Origin of the sequence: Diplocloster hominis, from assembly GCF_032380655.1 — a bacterium.
Taxonomy (GTDB): domain Bacteria; phylum Bacillota; class Clostridia; order Lachnospirales; family Lachnospiraceae; genus Diplocloster; species Diplocloster hominis.
This window is the reverse complement of sequence record NZ_JAWDIY010000037.1, coordinates 1-20,455: the sequence shown is the minus strand read 5'-3', so window position 1 is coordinate 20,455 and position 20,455 is coordinate 1. Positions and strand designations below refer to the sequence as shown.

19 protein-coding genes are annotated in these 20,455 nt (G+C 48.2%); 6 read left to right on the top strand and 13 right to left on the bottom strand.

All coding sequences use genetic code 11. The features are described from left to right. Positions 1 to 87 precede the first annotated feature (87 nt). A complete protein-coding gene (locus ABC831_RS22385) occupies positions 88 to 477 on the bottom strand; it encodes a heavy-metal-associated domain-containing protein (RefSeq protein ID WP_343250294.1) in 390 nt (129 codons plus the stop codon). Between the two features lie 194 nt (positions 478 to 671). Then, positions 672 to 1,076: a hypothetical protein gene (locus tag ABC831_RS22380; protein WP_343250293.1), complete on the bottom strand. Its 405-nt coding sequence runs from the start codon at positions 1,074 to 1,076 to the stop codon at positions 672 to 674. 255 nt (positions 1,077 to 1,331) lie between these two features. On the opposite strand from ABC831_RS22380, the gene ABC831_RS22375 reads away from it, so the two are divergent. After that, the gene (locus ABC831_RS22375) at positions 1,332 to 1,712 is read left to right on the top strand and encodes a metal-dependent transcriptional regulator (RefSeq protein ID WP_343250292.1); all 381 of its coding nucleotides are present in this window, start codon (positions 1,332 to 1,334) and stop codon (positions 1,710 to 1,712) included. 48 nt (positions 1,713 to 1,760) lie between these two features. Here ABC831_RS22375 and ABC831_RS22370 read toward each other — a convergent pair whose 3' ends face one another. The 9 genes from ABC831_RS22370 to ABC831_RS22330 form a co-directional block, all read right to left on the bottom strand. Beyond that, positions 1,761 to 2,939 carry a MalY/PatB family protein gene (locus ABC831_RS22370; RefSeq protein WP_343250313.1) on the bottom strand — a complete coding sequence of 393 codons (1,179 nt, stop codon included), beginning with the start codon at positions 2,937 to 2,939 and terminating at the stop codon, positions 1,761 to 1,763. After that, a complete protein-coding gene (locus ABC831_RS22365) occupies positions 2,939 to 3,466 on the bottom strand; it encodes a cyclophilin-like fold protein (protein WP_343250291.1) in 528 nt (175 codons plus the stop codon). Before ABC831_RS22365 ends, ABC831_RS22370 begins: the two co-directional genes overlap by 1 nt. An 18-nt stretch (positions 3,467 to 3,484) precedes the next feature. Then, positions 3,485 to 4,099 (bottom strand): LysE family translocator, encoded by a 615-nt coding sequence (locus ABC831_RS22360; RefSeq protein ID WP_343250290.1) that lies wholly within the window; start codon positions 4,097 to 4,099, stop codon positions 3,485 to 3,487. A gap of 25 nt (positions 4,100 to 4,124) precedes the next feature. Next, on the bottom strand, positions 4,125 to 4,994 hold the full coding sequence (locus ABC831_RS22355; protein ID WP_343250312.1) for a DUF3737 family protein: 870 nt from the start codon (positions 4,992 to 4,994) through the stop codon (positions 4,125 to 4,127). Positions 4,995 to 5,108: 114 nt separating this feature from the next. Continuing rightward, positions 5,109 to 6,017, bottom strand: a complete 909-nt coding sequence (locus tag ABC831_RS22350; RefSeq protein WP_343250289.1) for a cyclophilin-like fold protein — start codon at positions 6,015 to 6,017, stop codon at positions 5,109 to 5,111. A gap of 281 nt (positions 6,018 to 6,298) precedes the next feature. Beyond that, entirely contained in the window at positions 6,299 to 8,650 is a 2,352-nt protein-coding gene (locus ABC831_RS22345; protein ID WP_343250288.1) for an FtsX-like permease family protein, read from the bottom strand. 34 nt (positions 8,651 to 8,684) lie between these two features. Next, positions 8,685 to 9,446, bottom strand: coding sequence for an ABC transporter ATP-binding protein (locus ABC831_RS22340; protein WP_343250287.1), 762 nt, complete (start codon positions 9,444 to 9,446; stop codon positions 8,685 to 8,687). Further along, positions 9,443 to 10,807: a phenylacetate--CoA ligase family protein gene (locus ABC831_RS22335; protein ID WP_343250286.1), complete on the bottom strand. Its 1,365-nt coding sequence runs from the start codon at positions 10,805 to 10,807 to the stop codon at positions 9,443 to 9,445. The genes ABC831_RS22340 and ABC831_RS22335 overlap by 4 nt, the downstream gene beginning before the upstream one ends. Before the next feature lie 11 nt (positions 10,808 to 10,818). Beyond that, on the bottom strand, positions 10,819 to 12,006 hold the full coding sequence (locus ABC831_RS22330) for a carcinine hydrolase/isopenicillin-N N-acyltransferase family protein (RefSeq protein WP_343250285.1): 1,188 nt from the start codon (positions 12,004 to 12,006) through the stop codon (positions 10,819 to 10,821). 420 nt (positions 12,007 to 12,426) lie between these two features. Here ABC831_RS22330 and ABC831_RS22325 point away from each other — a divergent pair, with 420 nt between their 5' ends. The 4 genes from ABC831_RS22325 (at position 12,427) to ABC831_RS22310 (ending at position 17,372) form a co-directional block, all read left to right on the top strand. After that, positions 12,427 to 13,116, top strand: a complete 690-nt coding sequence (locus ABC831_RS22325) for a response regulator transcription factor (RefSeq protein WP_343250284.1) — start codon at positions 12,427 to 12,429, stop codon at positions 13,114 to 13,116. 58 nt (positions 13,117 to 13,174) lie between these two features. Beyond that, positions 13,175 to 14,206: a sensor histidine kinase gene (locus ABC831_RS22320; RefSeq protein ID WP_343250283.1), complete on the top strand. Its 1,032-nt coding sequence runs from the start codon at positions 13,175 to 13,177 to the stop codon at positions 14,204 to 14,206. Positions 14,207 to 14,315: 109 nt separating this feature from the next. Next, positions 14,316 to 14,981, top strand: coding sequence for an ABC transporter ATP-binding protein (locus ABC831_RS22315; protein ID WP_343250282.1), 666 nt, complete (start codon positions 14,316 to 14,318; stop codon positions 14,979 to 14,981). Positions 14,982 to 14,996: 15 nt separating this feature from the next. Next, a complete protein-coding gene (locus tag ABC831_RS22310) occupies positions 14,997 to 17,372 on the top strand; it encodes an ABC transporter permease (protein ID WP_343250281.1) in 2,376 nt (791 codons plus the stop codon). 111 nt (positions 17,373 to 17,483) lie between these two features. Here the strand turns inward: ABC831_RS22310 and ABC831_RS22305 are convergent, their stop codons facing one another. Then, complete coding sequence (locus tag ABC831_RS22305; RefSeq protein ID WP_343250280.1) at positions 17,484 to 18,650, bottom strand: iron-containing alcohol dehydrogenase; 1,167 nt, start codon at positions 18,648 to 18,650, stop codon at positions 17,484 to 17,486. A 117-nt stretch (positions 18,651 to 18,767) separates the two neighbouring features. Then, complete coding sequence (locus tag ABC831_RS22300) at positions 18,768 to 19,058, bottom strand: hypothetical protein (protein WP_343250279.1); 291 nt, start codon at positions 19,056 to 19,058, stop codon at positions 18,768 to 18,770. Between the two features lie 181 nt (positions 19,059 to 19,239). On the opposite strand from ABC831_RS22300, the gene ABC831_RS22295 reads away from it, so the two are divergent. Beyond that, positions 19,240 to 20,127 (top strand): LysR family transcriptional regulator, encoded by an 888-nt coding sequence (locus ABC831_RS22295; protein WP_343250278.1) that lies wholly within the window; start codon positions 19,240 to 19,242, stop codon positions 20,125 to 20,127. Positions 20,128 to 20,455: the final 328 nt, after the last annotated feature.

Below are 20,455 nucleotides of genomic sequence, written 5' to 3'. Positions count from 1 at the left end.
CCATTCGCTCCATGACCGGCTATTCCGAATAAGACATCCCTAAACAATCAGGCCTTTATCATAAGCTTTAATTATAGTTACTTTTTCTTATTTATAATCTCCTGCCGGTTCAATGCTTGTCACACGGTATCCGGATCGCTGGATCACCCGCTTTAAGTCGTCATCCGTTTCCTTTTCCTTCATATACACGATCGCATATTTTTGTTTTAGGTTTACTTCGGCATAGAATCCATCCATCTCATGAAATGCGTTTTCAATCCGCATCGCACAGTTTTTACAACTCATTCCTTCTATCCCTATCTTTTTGGCATAGGGATAGCGGGAGGTATCTTTATCCGCAGGTCTGATTCTTTTCAGCTCGCCGCCTCCGGCGCCACAACAGCCGTTTTTAAGCTTTTTCAGATAACTGCGGACGGCGAATATACAAATCAGTACCAAGGCTATGCAGATGACCGCATTTATCCAGTTGCCATTCATAGGTATTCCTTCTTTCTGATTGGTTTTAACTTGTTATTGATTAGTTGTAACTAACTGGATTTTAACATTCCTTTCCTCGGTTGTCAACGCAGAGATAAACACCCTCTTGAAAATAGCATATATCTGCGCAAAAAAAGAGCGTTCACAGCCTTTCATTTCCTCCAAAGGGTATGTACGCTCTCTTATCCATAACTTTATGCGATTGATTGTGCCGTGTGTGCATTTCTATCCTGTTTGTGATTATCTAAAATCATATGTACTCTCTCAACTTCGTCGAGAATCAAGGTTTCTGTCTTTTTGATTTCATTCCTGAGCACACGTTCCGTTGACTTAATCTGTAACTCAAAACCATCCATCCGGTTATTCATGGACTTCATTTCACCTTGCATGGCCTGTATATCGCCTTTCATTATCTGCATTTCGCCTCGCACGGCCTGTATATCGCCTTGCATAGCCTGTATATCGCCTTGCATAGCCCGCATATCGCCTTGCATAGCCCGCATATCGCCTCGCATCAATTGCATCTCACTTAATAACAGGTCGAGTTTTTCACTTTCCGTCATTTTCCTGATCACATCCCGCACCGATATCGACTTCAACTAACCGCTTCCAATTTTGTTAAATTATAGCACGTCAGGCCATGAAAGTCTACTCCGTTTTCGGACTAGAAACCTGCTAAATGATCGTTCCCGCTCATAGTTTTATTGCTTATCTCTTTTTCCATCCTCAATAAAGTATTTACCTATTTCTATAAAGTATTTCTCTTGAAAAAAATATGATTACTATGTTAATATAATGGTTATCTATAACCTTAAGAAAAAATAACAATGGATTTGAAAGCGTGGTGACAAATTATGCGAATTCAGGAATCTGCGGAAAACTATCTGGAAACTATCCTGATTCTGAAAAAACGTCTAGGTCAGGTACGTTCCATCGATATCGCCAGCGAGCTGTCTTATTCCAAGCCCAGTGTTAGTGTTGCCATGAAAAACCTGCGTACCAACGGGTATATCGAGGTAGATAAGGACGGGTATATATCCCTTTTAGATAAAGGACAGGAGATCGCAGAGCAGATGTTTGAGCGGCATACGATTCTCTCTGATTCTTTGATTACGCTGGGCGTCAGCCCTGAGGTGGCGGTTGAGGATGCCTGCCGCATCGAGCATGTGATCAGCGTGGAAACGTTCGAAGCACTCAAAGCTCATACAAAAAAAAGACGTTCCATTCAGCGGTGAAATCGACAGAGCGGATCAACTGCAACTTGCCATCAGGCCGGCTTATGTTCAGCACTGTCTGCATATCCATTCTTCATATGCCGCAATGCTGCGCTTCAGCCGTTCCAGTCCATCCTTTACCTGCTCTCTGGGACAGGCGAGATTCATCCGCAGGAATCCGCTGCCATTTCCATATTCTCTCCCATCGGATAGACAGAGCCCGCTGTGTCCGCGGATAAACCGGCACATTTCCGAAGAATCGCCGATAACTCCCCGGCAGTCCAGCCATAAAAGATAGGTCGCCTCCGCTGTAACAGCGGTAACATTCCTGATCTCTGATCCTATATATTCTTCCGCGAATTTTCTGTTTTCCCACAGATAATCACGCAGTTTATCCAGCCATTCTCCTCCATACCGGAAGGCCGCCACCAAAGCGATGGCCGCAAACACATTGGGCTCCGCTATCTCATCGGTATTCAGCCCTCTGTTGACCCGGTGCCTCAGATTTTCATCCGGAACGATCACTGCCGCCGTCTGTATTCCGGCCAGGTTAAATGCCTTGGTGGGAGCAACACAGGTAATACTGTTATTGCGGCAGTTTTCTGACACAGAGGCAAAAGGAACATATTCACATCCGGGTTTTGTGATATCACAATGTATTTCGTCCGATAGGACGAGAACATGATATTGTCTGCACAGATCACCGATTTTTTTCAATGTCTCTTTTCCCCATATCTTCCCCACCGGATTATGTGGATTACACAGGAGAAGCATTGAGGTCTGAGGATCCGATAACTTTTCTTCCAAATCCTTAAAATTTATTTCATAGCTCTTCCCGTTATAACGCAGCCTGCTTTCCAGTACATTTCTTCCATTATTTAAAATAGAGTTAAAAAAAACATTGTAAACAGGTGTCATAACCACGATATTCTCAGCCGGTGTCGTCAGTTTCCGGACTATGCTGGATATGGCAGGAACCACACCGGTGCAAAAGACCAGCCAATCCTTTTGGATCTCAAAATGATGACGTTCTCTCCACCAGCTCTGATAGGCCTGGTACCATTCTTCTGTAATAACCGTATATCCGAATACGCCCTGCCGGGCTCTTGCCTGAATCGCTTCTGTGATCTTTGGCGCGGTCTCAAAATCCATATCTGCCACCCACATGGGCAGTTCTCCTTCTGCAGTATTCCATTTCATGGAACCCGTATTCCTGCGGTCAATTCGCTTGTCAAATACGCTCTGCATCATGCCCCCGCCTCCTGTTCTTGCGTCCGAAAGGTTATCTCTGCCGTTCCGCTGCCTAACGCTTCTGCAAAAGCCGCTGCGTCTTCCATTCGTCCGATTCTTGTGTAACTGTATGAAGTGCTGAAATCCTTATAAAATACCACCAGACAGTCCGATCCATACAACATGATATCTCCTGTCCGGATATTTTCTATGGATTCAGCCGCTGCAGGCAGGCTGGTATCCAGATAGTAATATTTTTCATTGCCATGCAGATCATCCATGGTAAGTGTCAGCGGCAGCGTATCCATCCACGCAGTTACGGTCTCATTTTCATATAAAATGGCCTGAAAACTCTGCCCGCCTGTTTCGACCGTTATCCTTTGCATACCATTCTCCTCCTTATTCAGAACTGCCTGCTGATCTTCCCTCTGGCCTGTCTCCTGTTTCGGAACGGTTTCTGATCTAATTTCCACCCTGCTTTGGCAGGCTGTCAGCATACAGACGGTAAATAGCAGGCAAAGCACAATCCCGCAAATTTTCTTCATCTTCCTTACTCCTCTCATTTATTTACACAAAACCCCAACCAGCACTCCTGTTCCCAACAGGAGCAGCAGAGTGCCAAATATCCGGTTCAGCCGTCCCAACGGCAGGGTCCTGGCCCTCTTCTTCAGCATGGCCACCCCGGCTGTAAGTAAGCCCCACCAGATATAGGTTCCTATAAATACACCCAGGACCAGCGCGGCCCTTTCACTCCATCCGGTCTGGCCGGATATTCCAAACCAGGAAAAAGCCAGCAGGAATGTAAGGATAGCCGCCGGATTGGTAATCCCCACGGCAAAAGCGGAAAAAAACGTCCGGGTAAATCCCACTGAATTTCCGGCTGTCTGAACCTGCCCTCCCTTTTTTAACAGGAGACAGATTCCCATCCCCAGGATCAGGCAGCCCCCAAGACAGTGTATGATATCCTGGCTTTCCAGCAGAGCATCCGATACCACTGTCAGTCCAAAAGCGCCCACACAGGCATAAAAGGTGTCGGCTGCCGAGGAACCAAGGCCCATCAGCAGTCCGGCCTTTACACCGTAATGCAGTGTCCTCTGCACTGTCATGGCTCCCACTGCCCCGGCCGGTACACCAAACAACAGGCCGGTTAAAATTCCCCGAAGCAGAAAACCTGTCATCCGTCTCACTCCCTTCCCGGACTTGTTATGCGCATATGTCCTGCGCTTCCTGTGCAAGATTCGGACAGATGATCTGTGTCTTTTTGGGATTGACCTTATCATTTTCCATAATCAGTTCCCCTATAGCATCCGCCCGGATGATACCGCCGGCCGGGTTCATCACACTGTCGATTTTCCCGGTAATCTCAACGTCCACGGTGGAATATTCAAAGGCCAGTGTAGTATTCAGAAGCCTGCAGTTTTTCATGACAAGGTTCTCGATATAGCACATACCCTGAAGGCTTTCCACGGTACAGTTGATGAGCGTCAGATTTTTTGCATTCCAGCCCAGATATTCCCCGGAAAGAAAGGAATCATATACTGTGACGTTATCGCTGTTCCAGAAAGCATCCTTAGACAGCATTCTGGCGTTATGTATTTCCACATTGACAGCTCCGTCAAAGGAATAATTGCCTACCAGTTGAAAATCCCTGATCACCATATCTCTGCTGTTCATGGCAAAATAGTCTCCCTTTGCCGTTACCCGATCCAGGTTTACATGGCTGCAATGCCACAGGGTTTCCGCCGCATTCGGAAGCGTCACATTTGTAAGGCTTAAGCCATGACAGCGGCGGAAATTCTTAGGTGCTTCGATCACCGCGTTCTTCACGGTAAGATCATTGGTGTACCATACGCCTGCTCTTGCCATCTCGAACCAGGTGCAATCCTCTGCCACTATGTCCTTACCGTACCACAGCGGATACTTCCACTTGAACATACTGCCGTGCATTTCGATATTACTGCATTCTTTCAGCGGGGATTCTCCGTCCGCAAATATAGTATCGTTCACTTTCAGGTTCTTTCCGTGGAATAACGGGCGCTCTCCTGTTAAATATGCCTGGTTAATTTCTTTCATCTGTTTCATGGTGTGTTCTCCTTTTTTCTTCCTATTTTTTATTGATATCGTGATGGTATACGAATATTGGGATTGTCCGGCATTTTCCCGGTATGTTTATATCTGACAGTGGATTTAATCCGCAGCCGTGATATGGACAATTTTATTTCCCCATCCTTCCAGGACCGGATTTTCTTCCACAGCTTCCACGAATGCATTGGTCGCTTCAAAAGACCCCACTTTTGTGTATTCCTCTGAAATCTCTGCGTCGTGGTAGAACAGCACGATACGGTTCGGATCGGAGTAATAAACTTCTCCCGCCTGTGCCTGGGTTATAGTCTCCGGTTCGGATGGGATCTCATATCTGCTGGGGATGTCGTAATACTGCATGACATCGAAATCCGCCTCATCATCCCGCTCATAGATAGGGAGTCTCCAATCGGACGTTCCCACATCCCTTGCGATCGCTTTTGCAGTCTCATTATCCTCCAACCGCATGAGGAAGGGTTCTCCGTCATCTCCGAACCGCACTTCTAATTCCAGGATATTTCCGGTATTCCCAGAGATTGCCCCTGATTCAATGTCCGCATTTATCGTATCTGGGGTTTGCTGCCCGGAATCATCCTTTGAAGTCTGCGATACGCTGTCCGCAGCTGATACCTGTTGGCCGTTATCCGTGTCTGCCGGCTGCTGTGTATTTTCCATCTTTTCTTTCTGTGTGCTCTCTGACCCTACACTATCCCTCTTCTGGCCGCAGCCTCCGAGAAGCGCCGCGCTTAATATTATAATCAGAACCATTCCTGCAGTTTTTTTCCATACTTTTTTTATCCTGATTGTAGTTTCTGTATTTTCTGTATCCTTTATGTTTTCTGTCTCCTTTGTGTACATTGTATTTTCTGCGTTCTTTGCGTTCTCTGCGTTCTTTGTGCTATCTGCTTTCTTTGTGTTCTCTGCTTTCTTTGTGGTATCTGCTTTCTTTGTGTTCTCTGTGTTCTCAAAGGTTATGTATTTCCACACTCTGTTTTCATTCTTTTTATTACTCATATCTTCGATCCTTTCCTATGGCTTGTATAGCGTATTCTTTTTCCATCTGTTATTAAGTCAATCTGCCCCTGGTATTGTTTATGTATTACTAAATAATCCAGCTCCGGTATTGTGCATATAATCCAGCTCCGGTATTGTCCTCGCGTTATTATATAATCAAGCTTTGGTATTCTCCTTGCGTTATTATATAATCAGGCTCTGGTACCCTCCTTGTGTTATGAACCACCGCCGCCATTGATCCTGGAGCCTTCTTCTATTTGCTGTTATTCAGCTATCCCCTGCTATTCTGCCGTTAATACAGCCATACCCGTCCTCTTGATTCTTCCGGAAAAAAGATAAGCACAACCGAAGAATAAAAGAACAACCGCACCTCCCGGCAGCAGCAGGCTCCCGGCCGAGGGATGAGAGGAAAAATTACTGATCCCGGCCAGCCTCATCACGGCCGATACCAGAGGATCTGTCAGACCCGCCGACAGAAGCGTTCCTGCTGACGCCCCGGCCAGTGCCACGATTCCAAATCTGAGAGAAAATGCCCTCTGAAGCATCCCGGCGGAACAGCCTATCGATTTATAGATCCCCAAGTCTTTCTGTTCCGCGAGAAGAAGCCTGCTCCCTGTCATACCTGTTACAATCAGAACAAATAAAGCAATCGTTCCATACATAAACACCAGCAATGTCCTCATAGCCCCTATGATACCGTATAACCCCGGCCAGGAATTCTCATGAACATGCACGTCCCCGCCGTATGCGGCATTGAGGGCCTCTGTGATTTCCCCTTTTACGGACGGATCCGAAAGGAAATAATGGCGGCACCACAGACGGGCTTCCTCCTGGCCAATGCTTAAATACCCTTCCCGGTTCATTCCGATATTGGCACCCATATCATTGGCACAGTGATATATTCCGGAAACTCTAAATTCCCTGTTTCCCATATCTCCCCGGATATTTACCGTATCTCCCACCGATACCCCCAGATCAGCGGCTGCGGATTCCGTCAGCACCACTTCATCTTCCGCCGTGCAGGTCCTCCCTTTACTGATATGAAACCGTTCGGGATCGGTAATGACATTTGCCGTATAACCGGTTCCCTCCACCGATACACTGGGCATGGCCAGCATATAGCTGTCCGTTATATCCGTATAGGAAGCCACCAGATCCTGTGCATCCTCCAGGTTCAGATCGCCCAGCGCCTGTACACCCAGGTCCAGATCTGCGGGATTGAAAGCATCCATCATTCCCTGTCCGTCCGCTCCTAACCAGCTGTTCATCCTACCGGCCAGTGACGCGAAGAACACCAGAAATACCGCTGCCAGAAAGACACCGATATACCGCCTTCTCCCTGATACAAGCTGACGCAGCGCCAGGTGCAGGGAAAGAACGTTGGCTTTGACGGCCGGCATTCTTTCGGTTTTTCCGCGGCTATGTACTGTCTCGCCCCGGATCGCCTTCATCGGTGTGACGCTACGGATATTCCGCAGCCGGAAAGCAGCATAACCCATCAGTAGAACGTATACGGCTCCAAAGGCCATAATACAGACAAGAAACGGAAACCCGGACGGTATGCGGACACCAGTGGTGGTCAGTGTCATTCGGCTGACCATCCCTGACAGGGGGACAGACAGCAGCGCTCCGGCCAGAATCCCTGTCGTAAAGACAGCGCCATATTGGGAAAGCTGGACGAAAACCAGTTGGTTTCCGGTAAACCCCACTGTCTTTAAAATTCCAAGATTTTTGTTATCCTGTTCCATAATACCGGAAATACTATGTCCCATCACCACCAGGACCACCCCCAGAAGGATCAGGGCAAACACCGCGAAAAGTCCGCAAAAGGCATCCTGCAGGATTCCCATAAACCCTGCGGTAGTATCAAAGCTGTGTACCGAATCCGTATATCGGGAAAGCGGGGTACCTTCATTTAACAGCCCGTTCAGCTGTGATATGGTGAGAGGATTGTCCGCGTCCGCAAAAATATGGAGCATTGCTCCGGTTCTTGCCAGAGCGTCTATTCCCGATTCCGCGATGCTTTCTGCTGCCGCCCTGTAATCTGTCTCTGAAATCAGGAACCCCTTCCTTCCGATCATAGAACTTCCCATAAACGGGTCCTCATAATACCCGGCCACCGTCAGGCTTAGCTTTTCCCCGCCGCGCGCCACAGAAAAGGTAACCGTATCCCCCACCTGAAGGTCCATGATCGAAATCATGGAAGGAGATACATACACCTCACCTGCAGCAATTTCCAGAGGCGCCTGCCCATAACCAGAGAGGTTATCCTGAAAAAAATGGTACCGCTCCTTTTCATCCGGCCACAGGATCAGCTGTCCTTCACTGTCCGATTTCACGCCGTTGGCCTCATAAGCCGCATAGATCAGCTTCTGTATGTCGGTCCGGCGGATTACACTTAATTCCTGTATGCTTCCGGCCAGCGCCTGCAGATCCGGTACATCGGCGACCCAGGCGGTGAGATCTCCATATCCGGCCCGTTCCATCTCCCTTCGGATATGACGGCTGCCGTTTATGGAAACCGTAAGTACGGTTCCAAGGGACAGGGCCGCCAGAAACAAAAGTACTGCAATTCCCGTAAAACTTCCTTTATGTTGTTTGATTCCCGCCCGGAATAAAACTTTGTTTTCCATTTTTCCTCCAGCAGCGCATTTCCTGCGCCGTAAACTACCACTGCAGCCCGGCAAGCCAGCTGTTTATTCTCTCTTCCCTGTCTTTTTCCTCATACTCCCCATAAGCGTCAAGCGTAAGCTGCGCCACAATGCCGCCGTCCTCCATGTATAATATCCGGTTTCCTCTCACGGCTGCCCGCAGATCATGGGTCACCATCAGTATGCTTTGTCCTGACCGGTTCAGTTCGGTCAGCAGGTTTAATACTTCCACGGAATTGGATTTGTTCAGCGCACCGGTTGGTTCATCCGCGAAAAAAATTCCCGGTCTTTTGATCATAGCTCTGGCTATGGCCGCTCTTTGTGCCTCACCGCCAGACACCTGGTCCGGATAGCGGTTTCCGGCTTTCCCGACCCCCATCTGGTCCAGCAGCTGTATAGCGCGTTTTTCCACTTGTTTCCCGCTGTCTTTCCTGCTCACATAGCCAGCAACCGCCACATTTTCAAATAACGTCAGATTGCTGACCAGATGGGTCTGCTGAAACACGAACCCAAACTGTTCCGCTCTCAGCTCCGCCATCCGCTTCTGCGTTAACCCGCTGATTTCCCGTCCACTGTAAGTCACCGTCCCCTGCGAAGCCGCATCCATCCCGCTTAGCACATACAAAAGTGTGGATTTTCCCGCTCCGGAGGAGCCCATGATCACGGTAAAGTCCTTCTCGTAAATATCCACATCGATCTGATGTAAGACTTCATTTTTAACCGTTCCCTGTGTATAAACCTTGCTGATATTTCTCCCCTGCAATATTGCTGCCTTCATTCTCTTCCTGCTCCTTTACCACTGATGATCAGAGGTTTTTTCCCTGTCCCTGCATCCGGAAGAATCTCATCTACAAAATTCACATAAAACTGTACATAGGCCAGCTTCTTTTCAGCCAGGATCTTTTTCATCTGCCGCAGCATTTCTGCACGGATCTGATCCCTGGGCGCGCCTTTTACCGTCTCTGCGTACATTTCAAAGGCGTCTTTCCCGATTTGGCAGAATTGATAATCCTTCAGTCCTTCTATACAGAACCCCTCTATAGCAAGGGGATGCAGGAATTCCTCATTCCCTCTCCCGTCCTCGAACCAGAGTATATCCTCGTTTCTTCCCAGCAATCCTACCGCCTTTGTAAAGGGATACCGGCTGTTCTCCCCCGCCCGGTGCAGTATCAGCCGGTCGGAGAGCCGGTACCGGATCAGCGGCTGTGCGAAGTTATATAAAGAAGTGACATACATCACGCCGCTTTCCACCTCAATCACATTCATATCATCGAACAGCAGCATTCCCTCCGCCGGGTCCGTCTCCACGCCCAGGGCCAGCGACTCACTGGCTCCGTATATATTAATCACCCTGGTATGGAATATTTTCTCCAAATAACCGCGAAGGCTGGCTCCCAAAGGCTCTCCGCAGGTTATCACCCTGCTTATATCGACCTCCGTGCTTCCTTTTTCCACCAGCTCCGCCAGGATCTTAACAGCAGATGGATATCCGATGATAATATTGGGCCGGAACTCTTTTATCTGCTTGATCCACTCATTCAGCGGTGTATTGATGTCCAGATATAAGGAGCTGGCGCCCACGCCATCGATGCCGTCTCCCACTGCCATAGCACCGCCATAGCGCCCCTTTGTGGCAGCAATATATATGATTCTGGGGCGTTTTGCCAATAATCTGAGTATCTGCGGCATCGTCATATCCCAGAGCGCCCCCCGGATAATACCCAGAAGCATCTGGTTCCAGGCATCCTGATCATATACAAAATAACCGGGTTTTCCGGTGCTGCCGGAAGAATGCACCACATGGTATTTTCCTTCATAGAAGTCTTGGCCCCTGCCCTCCCGCTCATCAAACTTTTGCAGTTGATCCTGGGTCAGTCCCGGCATGGTTACTACTTCATTAAAATGCTCCAGCAGTGTCTTTTTGTCTAATGTAGGAAAACAGGAAAGCGGCAGCTCATTCAGCTGTCTTTCCGTAATTCCCGCAGCCTGAAAAGTCCTTTTATAGTAAGCGGAATGCTCCCACGCATAGCGCAGCATCCGTCTTAGTTTCGTCTCCTGAAGCTTTTGCATATCCCGGACCTTTAGACCGGCCTGTCTTTTTAACCGGTACAGATCAAACAGTGTTTTCAGCTCATTCATGCTCTGCCTCCTTATCCGATGGCTACTGTGTATCCTTTTGTATAATTTTCCCTGTGGAAATAGGTCAGTTCCTTCTTCTCCTGATCCATCACAATACTCCATTCCGTGGATTCAAACTCCCCAAAGTTATCTTTGCTCACACTGTCCAGGGCCTCCCTCACATCCGCCAGGGTCATGGTTCCCTGCTCTCCCAGAATCTCCTGTAACATGTCATACCGGATATGTGACTGGGATGAACCGACGCCATATTTCCCGCCTTTTGCCAGATAAAAATTCGTAACTACCGGAGTTTCATTCACGATCCTCTCATTGTTCACATATTCCACCACCACGCTGTTCCCTTCGGCATCCGCCAGCGCGAAATGTATCATCATTCCCATAGAGCCGTGCAGATCATATTGTCCCAGCAGTTCCAGCGCTTCCTCCACATCCGCCGCCTGGTCAAGGAGCAGGCGAACCGCGGTTGTCGTGGTAAGGCCGGGCCTGTGTGTATCCTGTTCGATCCGGGCGGAATCATCGATCATATTGACCGATACCGCAAGCCCCATCTCATTCATACCGTCCAGGGGAGCATATAATCCGATGGCTGCCTGAGCAGAATCCGGAAGCTTCGATATATCCATGCCGCCTGCCTGTATAAAATCCATGTTCACCGTCGATACCGACGCGTATCCCTGATCCGGCTTCGCACTTATAATCAGGGCATTACAGGAATTCCAGTCAAAGTTCCTTCCGAAGAAGTATCCTCCATCCTGGTTCTCCACAGATATGGTACTGCATCCAAACGAGTTGCCGCCAAATAACAGACCCGGAATATTTTCAGATAACCTGCTGCCTACATATCCCACGACACCGGCATCCGAATCCGCACCGCCTTGTTCCAGGAATTCCTGAAATCCGTAGTCCCCCTCATACCGGACAACGGACAATCCTTCTTCCAGCTCCTCTATCTTGGTGTCCGGAGTAATTCGACTCAGCTTTACCTTAGTATCCTCATCCGGGTTCCCGGCGTGTCCGCCGCTTCCGGCCTGTCCGCTGGATCCAGCCTGTCTGCTGCTTCCGGCCTGCCCGCTGGATCCAGCCTGTCTGCCGCCTTCGGCCTGCCCGCTGTCTCCAGTCTGTCTGCTGCCTCCGCATCCGGCGAGGACACCTGTAACCATTAGTACAAACAGCAGCCACATCATCATTTTCTGATTCATTTTTTCACATCCTTTCTTTCATCTATCACTTCAATCAATTCAGATAACATGTCTCTAACAAAAAACTACACATTTTCTAAATGAATTCTTGAAAATCTCTCAACGCTCTTGTCTTACGGCGTATCCGTTTATCTGCTTCTATCTTATCAGCCGCCGTATATAATAGCAAATACTTATGGATTATGTATTTCTATAGTTTTTTTCTATTGTACTTCATTTCTATCAATATTCCTTTCCATACGAAAAGGTTTGTCTTATATGGATAACCTTCCTATAATAGATACATACTCGATAATAGATACATACCCGATGATAGATACTTACCTGATAATAGCTGCCCCCTCATAAAAGATTCCGCGCTGTAATATTTTAGGGACATTTTCCTGTTATACTAACTTCAAAAAGGTTAGGAGTGATGATGTGAAACAGATTTTAATTGTAGAGGATGATACACTTTTGAATAAAACACTGGCTTATAATCTGGCTTCTGACGGTTACGGGATTACTTCCGTCATGTCCGCTGGAGCCGCTGGCGCTGCCCTGAACGAAAGAGAATTCGATCTGGTGCTCCTGGACATCAGTCTGCCGGACGGGAACGGCTATGAGCTGTGCAGGCTGATCAAACCGGAATATCCTGACACTATAGTAATCTTCCTCACCGCGAACGATCAGGAAAGTGACCAGCTCAAAGGATATGAACTGGGCGCGGTGGATTATATTACGAAACCATTTTCAATCGGAGCCCTGAGGAGGAAAATCAAAGCCATGTTCCGTATGTTAGAACACCATTTTCCCCAACGGGATATCTACGATGACGGCACACTGTCTCTTAACTTCTCCAGTCAGACCGCCAGCCTGAACGGCAGGACACTGTCCCTCTCCGCGCTGGAATTTAAAATGCTTCATTTGTTCCGTGATAATCCAAAACAGGTTCTTACCAGACAACAGCTATTAGAAAAAATGTGGGATGTAGACGAAAACTATGTGGATGAACACACGCTGACGACCTGTATCAGCCGTATCCGGAGCAAAATTGAAGCGGACGGCAGCGTTTATATTAAGACGATCTACGGTATGGGCTACCTGTGGACGGGAGACGATCCGTGCTGAGCGGGAAATGTCCCCCCCATTTGACTATGTGTTTGGTAAGACACGAATGGAGGAAAACATGAAACAAAAAAATCTTTCTATAAAATACTTGTTTTTTTTGGTGGTAGGGGGCGCTTTTGTGTCCATGGCATTGATAACCCTCCTCCTGTATCTCTTGTCCGGGAATACCGCCGTTCTCTTATGCGGAGCCGCCTTAATATCCTGTGCTCTGCTTTGGCTATTTTTACTGCTACAGCTATTTGAAAAACGGCTGTCTTCTTTTACTGCTGATCTGTGTCAGATACTGGATCAAATGATGGACGGCAGCACATCCCCCAGAAAGATCGAAGACAATGAGACACTGTTCTCCCGAATCAGTCACCGTCTGACCCGCCTCTACCGGGTCATGCAGCAAAACCGCCGCAAAGTGGACGAGGAACGGCAGGAGCTTCAGGCCCTTGTATCAGATATTTCCCATCAGGTAAAGACCCCCGTCAGTAATCTGAAAATAGTAACAGACACGCTTTTATCCAGGACAGTATCTGAACAGGAACAGACGGACTTTCTGATCGGTATCCGAAGGGAGACAGACAAGCTGGATTTCCTTTTTCAGGCACTGATCAAGACTTCCCGTCTGGAAACCGGAGCGATCCTCCTGGAAAAGAAAAGCGGGCTTTTGTACAATACCGTGGCACAGGCCATGAGCGGTATTGTCTATGCGGCTGAACAAAAGAACATCACGGTAACCGTGAGCTGCCCGGAAAATTTGTATTTGTGCCATGACAGCAAATGGACCGCAGAAGCTCTTTTTAATCTGCTGGATAATGCGGTGAAGTACACCCCGCCCGGCGGCAGTATCCATGTATCTGTGGAATGTGGTGAAATGTATACGCAAATAAAAGTGGCAGATACCGGCAAAGGTATCCCAGAAAGCAGTCAGGCGGCTGTTTTCCGGCGTTTTTACCGGGAGGAAGAGGTTCACGATCAGCCCGGCGTCGGAATCGGCCTTTACCTCGCCCGTGAGATCATCACCAGACAGGGCGGCTATATCAAAGTCGTATCTGAGGTTGAAAAGGGTTCTGCCTTCTCCATTCTGCTTCCGGCCCGTTAATCACCCGGCAGTGTTTTGCCTTTTTTAAGCCACCTCGGACATTTCTGTGACATTTGTATTTTACACTGTCCTTAACAACAGGCAAAAGCCTTGAAGGGAGACTTCTACTATGTGTGTTATGCAAACAATTGGTCTGAAAAAATATTATGGAACAGGGCCGAACACTACCCGTGCCCTGGACGGCGTGAATTTCTCTGTAGAGGAAGGTGAATTTGTGGCAGTCGTCGGAACGTCCGGCAGCGGAAAATCCACTCTGCTTCACATGATCGGCGGCCTTGACACGCCCACGGACGGCACTGTGACCGTCCGCGGCGACAGGCTGGCACAAATGAATGATGATGAACTGACCATTTTCCGCCGCCGCAATATCGGCTTTATTTTTCAGAACTATAACCTGGTCCCGATCCTGAATGTGTATGAAAATATTGCTCTGCCTGTAGAGCTGGACGGCGGTACGGTTGACCAGAACTTTATGGACCTTGTGGTCAACATGCTGGGGCTTAAGGATAAATTAAAGAATATGCCCAACCAGCTCTCCGGCGGACAGCAGCAGCGTGTGGCGATCGCCCGGGCGCTGATTACCAAGCCCGCGATTGTGCTTGCCGACGAACCGACCGGGAACCTGGACAGCAAAACCAGCGCCGATGTACTGGGACTGATCAGGCGCACAAGCGCCGAGTTCCAGCAGACCGTGGTTATGATAACCCATAATAACGATATTGCCCGCCTTTCCGACCGGATCGTAAGAATGGAAGACGGCAGGATCTCTGAATAATGGAGGGATAAGCGTATGAACTGGCCTTTTGAAAATAATACCGCCTCCATCGTGAGGAAACTGACAAAACGCAGCCTGCAAAGTGAAAAACGGCGCAATCGTATGGTCATTACCGCTGTCGCACTGGCGGCTTTTCTGATCAGCTTCGGCGGCGGGCTGATGGTTTCTCTGTTACAGATGCAGAATAATCAGGTTGCCGATACCTATGAAGCAGTATTCAACCATATTACGGAACAAGACATAGAAACCATGAAAGAGCAGCCGGGAATTGCCCGTGCCGGGGAGTATTATCTGATCGGTGAGGAGCTGTCTGCGCGTGGTTTTAAAGGCACATTCCTCTATGCGGATGATGCCATGTTATATACAGGCAGACATCAAATGAGCCTGACGGACGGGAAACTGCCGGAACGGGCAAATGAAATTATAGTGAGTAAGAGCTGGCTTAAAAAATTCGAACCGGATGCAATAATCGGGGATTCCGTGTCATTGGAAACAGACAGTTTCCGGGATGAATACCGTATTACCGGCATTATGGATTCTGCAGCTGCCGAAGGCACAGACACTTATAGTTTTATCATCTCCAAAGAACAGCTGGTTCAGTATGCAGATTACAGCAGCCAGGGCTACCGCGCCTATGTTCATTTAAAAAATGATACCGCAATGAGTGTGGATGAGATAAAAGATTATTTTGAGCAGTTGGCTGTCAAGCACGGGCTTCCATCCCCAGTCTATCATTCACAGTATCTTTCACTGGCTGCCAGCAATCCGGGACTTAGTATGGTCACATCCATTGGATTGATCGCAGTGGTTGTTTTAGCCGGCGGCTGTGTTGTGATCCAGAGTATTTTCCGCATCTCTATAATTGACAAAATCCAGAGTTTCGGGCAGCTGCGCACACTCGGTGCTACCAAAAAGCAGATCTCGCGGATGGTCCGGAAGGAAGGCCGGCAGCTGGGATGGTTCGGGATTCTCCTCGGCACAATATTGGGGATTATCGTGCCTGCTTTCCTGGTACCGGATGGTCTTAATCTCTCAGGCAATCTGGCCGTTATGTTTGGGACGGCGTTTATATGCCGGGGCATGGTTGGTATTTCTATCCGGAAACCTGTCAAAATGGCGGCAAATGTCTCCCCTATTGAGGCTGTACGGTTTGTATCGGAACAAAAGAACCTTGCACAGCGCGGACGAATCCGCAGAAACCTCAATCCTTTCACGCTTGGTAAAATGAATTTCAACCGTGACAGAAAAAAATCGGCCAGCATTATTGTATCTCTGAGCATCGGCGGAGTTCTGCTGCTGTGTGCCTCCACTTTGCTGCTGACCTATTCTCCGGATACCATTTCAAGGAGATACTTCCCCAATGGGGACTATAAGATATATATCGATTCGGATCAGGATTTGTCGGAGCTGTTCTATTCCGGTAACCCGCTGACGGAGGAATTACGGCAGCAAGTACTGGACATTGACGGAGTAGAGGCTGTGATTACAGCACGTCAAAGCGCGGGTGCTGATTTCCAGGCAGGCTCTTATTCCGGCGGAGGGATGGGTGATATGATTACGCCGGAAAATTACCCTGCTATAGAAAATGCCTTGACCGAGGGAAGTATGCCCCCTGACAGTCACAGCATATTGGCGGCCAAAGCATATAAAGAGCTTAAAGCGGGAACCACCCTGCAGCTTACCCTCGGCGGGAAAACAGCAGCTGTTACCGTATCCGGATTATTTGATTTATCAAAGCTGACGGTTGGATATGGGCATGGGGATTTACAGTTGGATGGAGCCATGTTATTTCTCCCAAAAGAATTATTTGAAGAACTGCTGCCCGAAGCGGATAATTATCAGTACGCCTGGGACATCGTAAGTGACCCTTCCAAAGACGCCGCTGTCCGTATGGGACTGCTGGAGATCGCAGACACCCACACAGGAATTGCTCTGGATACTTTTTCGGATCAGGTTGCCTATCATCAGTCCTCATATTCCGTTCCCTTTCACATCATGCAGGGAATATCCCTGTTTATTTCCCTTTTTGGCGTGATCAATCTGATCAACACAACCCTGTCCAATCAAATGGCCAGAAAACAGGAGGTCAGTATCCTGCGCTCCATAGGTATGACCAAAAAACAGCTCTACCAAATGATAACCGTGGAAGGAATCGTATGTGTTATGTCAAGTATTTTCCTTACCATACTGGCCGGTTTTCCCATAGCCTATACTTTACACCGTCAATTCAGCAAGACGGCGTACGGAACTCCGACACCCTTCCAGTTTCCATTTCTATTTATGGCTCTGTATTTTTTACTTCTGGTAACGGTAGAGTTCATCCTGTCAACATGGACAATCCGTAACCAGGAGAAGCATTCCTTCATTGAGCAGCTGCGTGCTATCGACTGAGGCCAGAATCGACTGAGGCCGGCTATCGGCTGAGGCGGCTATCGACTGAGGCCGGCTATCGGCCGGTTCTGGTCAATGATGTCCGTCTCAGCCGACGAATGATAAAATCTTCTATAAGCTCTGTCTTAATACCGCTTCGATATCTTCCCTTCCCATGACCTTATACCCACCGGTAAGTATCAGCGTGGATTCCACAATACCAGGGACCATATCCCCGGTCACACCAAGCTCTGTCAGGTTCAGAACCACGCCGATGTCTTTCATATACTGTTCCATGGCATCCAGACCTTCTTCCGCGACTTTCTCCGCCGTCTTACCCTCTGGATTCACATTCCAGACATTAACCGCATATCTTCTGAACTTTGCGAGGCCATCCCTCATAATGGATCGGTAATAAGCCATGGATACCGCGGACAGGGTCATCCCATGCGTAGCGTTTGTGTGCGCCCCCACAGCCTGACCGATCATATGCACCATCCAGTCCGTGGATTTTCCCTGAGCTACCAGCGTATTCAGCGCCCACGTGGCGGTCCACATAATATTGCTGCGGGCCTCGTAATCTTCCGGATTCTGCACTGCGATTCTGGTACTGTGGATCAGCGATTTCAAGAGCCCCTCCATGATGTAATCAGACGTATTGTCATCTTCTCCTGAAAAATACTGTTCCAGGATATGGCTCATAATGTCAAAGAAACCTGCGGTCATCTGATATTTTGGAAGCGTGTAGGTAAATTTGGGATTCAGGACCGCGAATTTCGGGAATACATGGTCTCCGAATATGTGTCCGATCTTCATCCTGCTGTCCGGATTGGTGATCACTGCTCCTCCGTTCATCTCAGACCCGGTTCCCACCATGGTCAGAACCACGCCCACCGGAATCACCGGATTATCCACATCCTCCATACGCAGGTAATATTTATCCCACGGATCTTCCTCACAGTAAGCCGATACGGACACGGCCTTCGCATAATCCGATGTGGAGCCTCCTCCTACCGCCAGGATCAGGTCCACCTTATTCTCTCTGGCAATTTTGCAGCCCTCATACAGCTTCTGTACTGTTGGATTCGGCATAACTCCCGGATCTTCAAACACTTTTTTTCCGTTCGCTTTTAAGATATCCATGACCTGTCCATAGATACCGTTTTTCTTAATGGAACCGCCTCCATAAGTAAGCATCACATTCTTTCCGTATTTCGGCAATTCTTCATTCAGATATTGGAGAGAATCCTCTCCGAAGTATAATCTCGTTGGGTTTGAATAAATAAAATTTCCTAACATATTCTTCCTCCTTGTAATCATCTAAACTGTTCTATAGCTGTCTACACTGTGCTATAGCCTTGTTAACTGGTCTACCGCCTTTAACTGATCTATCTCCTTTAACTGATCTATCTCCGACTATACACATTCTTTCCTCTCATTTGCTTCTCCATAGCGCGATATCCTATGGCCCGGACGGGCGCATGTAACTCCCGCGATCTGATAAATGAGGTAATCCAGACAGGAAATCTTTTTTTCTTCTCTGTGTATCCGGTTTAACAGGTCTTTTCTTTGCAGCTCCAGCAGTTCCAGCTGTTTTTCCCGTTTGTCCCCGTCATAGTAGGTCAGAAAGTCGTCAATCATTTCCTGGCCGCAGCCGGCATCGATCAGATTCTGGATAACAGCATCCCGGGACTCTGTATTGAACATGACATCACCCCTCTTCTTTTTTCAAGTTCCTATAATCCCGCCTTCGAAGTCAGTATAATCCCCAGAGATTTAAATAGCAAATACTTATAATTAATCCAATTGTATAGTTGTAACCTATATATTTCTGTGTTATCCTGTATGCAGGTTATGCTTTATCGGACAAAAAACAGGAGGGATACCTATGGAACTACGTGTACTTCAATATTTTCTCGCCATTGCCAGGGAGCAGAGTATCGTGCGGGCCGCTGAGTCTTTGCACCTTTCCCAGCCTACCCTTTCCACCCAGATCAAGAATATGGAGCAGGAGCTCGGTAAGCAGCTGTTGATCAGGGGCACTAAGGGTTCCAGAAAAGTCACCCTGACGGAAGAAGGGATGATTCTGCGCAAACGGGCGGAAGAGATTATGGATCTGGTTAAAAAAGCCGAAACCGAAATCACACTGTCTGACCATATTATTATGGGGGATATTTATATAGGAACCGGGGAAACGGACGCGGTACGGCTGTTGGCCAGAGCGGCCCGAAGCCTGCAGATATCCCATCCCGGAATCCATTACCACATTTCCAGTGGAAATGCTGAGTTCGTAACGGAACACCTGGATAAAGGCCTGATTGATTTTGGGATAATATTTGGCCCGCCTGATTTGACGAAATATAACGCCTTAAAACTTCCGGTAAACGACGTATGGGGAGTTCTCATGCCGAAAAATTCGCCGCTGGCGGAAAAGGACGCAGTCACGCCGGAGGATTTGTGGGATAAACCGCTGATCTTATCCAAGCAGGAAGCGGATGGAGGCGGAATCTTGCAGTGGATCAGGCGGAATCTCTCCAGCTTAAATGTCACTGCCACGTATAACCTCCTCTTTAACGCATCCCTTCTGGTGGATGAGGGGCTGGGGTACGCGGTTGGGATCGACCATATTATCAATACTACCGGCAATAGCAACCTCTGTTTCCGGCCGCTGGCTCCGAAGCTGGAGATCGAGCTAAGTATCATTTGGAAAAAATATCAGGTATTCTCCAAACCAGCGGAGAAATTCCTCTCGGTTCTGCAGGATACTCTGGAATAGATATCCTGATAATTCCCGTCGGGGCTCCCCCCAGGCGGAATGGTGGACAGACGTGGACTGGTTCAGAAAACAGATGGCATCACACTAAGGAATGACATCACAGCTGCAGGTACGCATACGGACACGCTGACTAAAATGTTTAAAGATAGAGCAGAAATAGTTTATTTTGATTTTACTGATTCTACGACGTTTCATAATGCTGTGACATACTCCCGCCGCCTAAAGAGGCGGGGGCTTCTCGTTCGATAGTACCAATGTACTAAGCATAAGCGAGCTAACCCCGTGTGTCCCACGGTTTTATGTATTTTCGCTACGGAGTTACTAACCG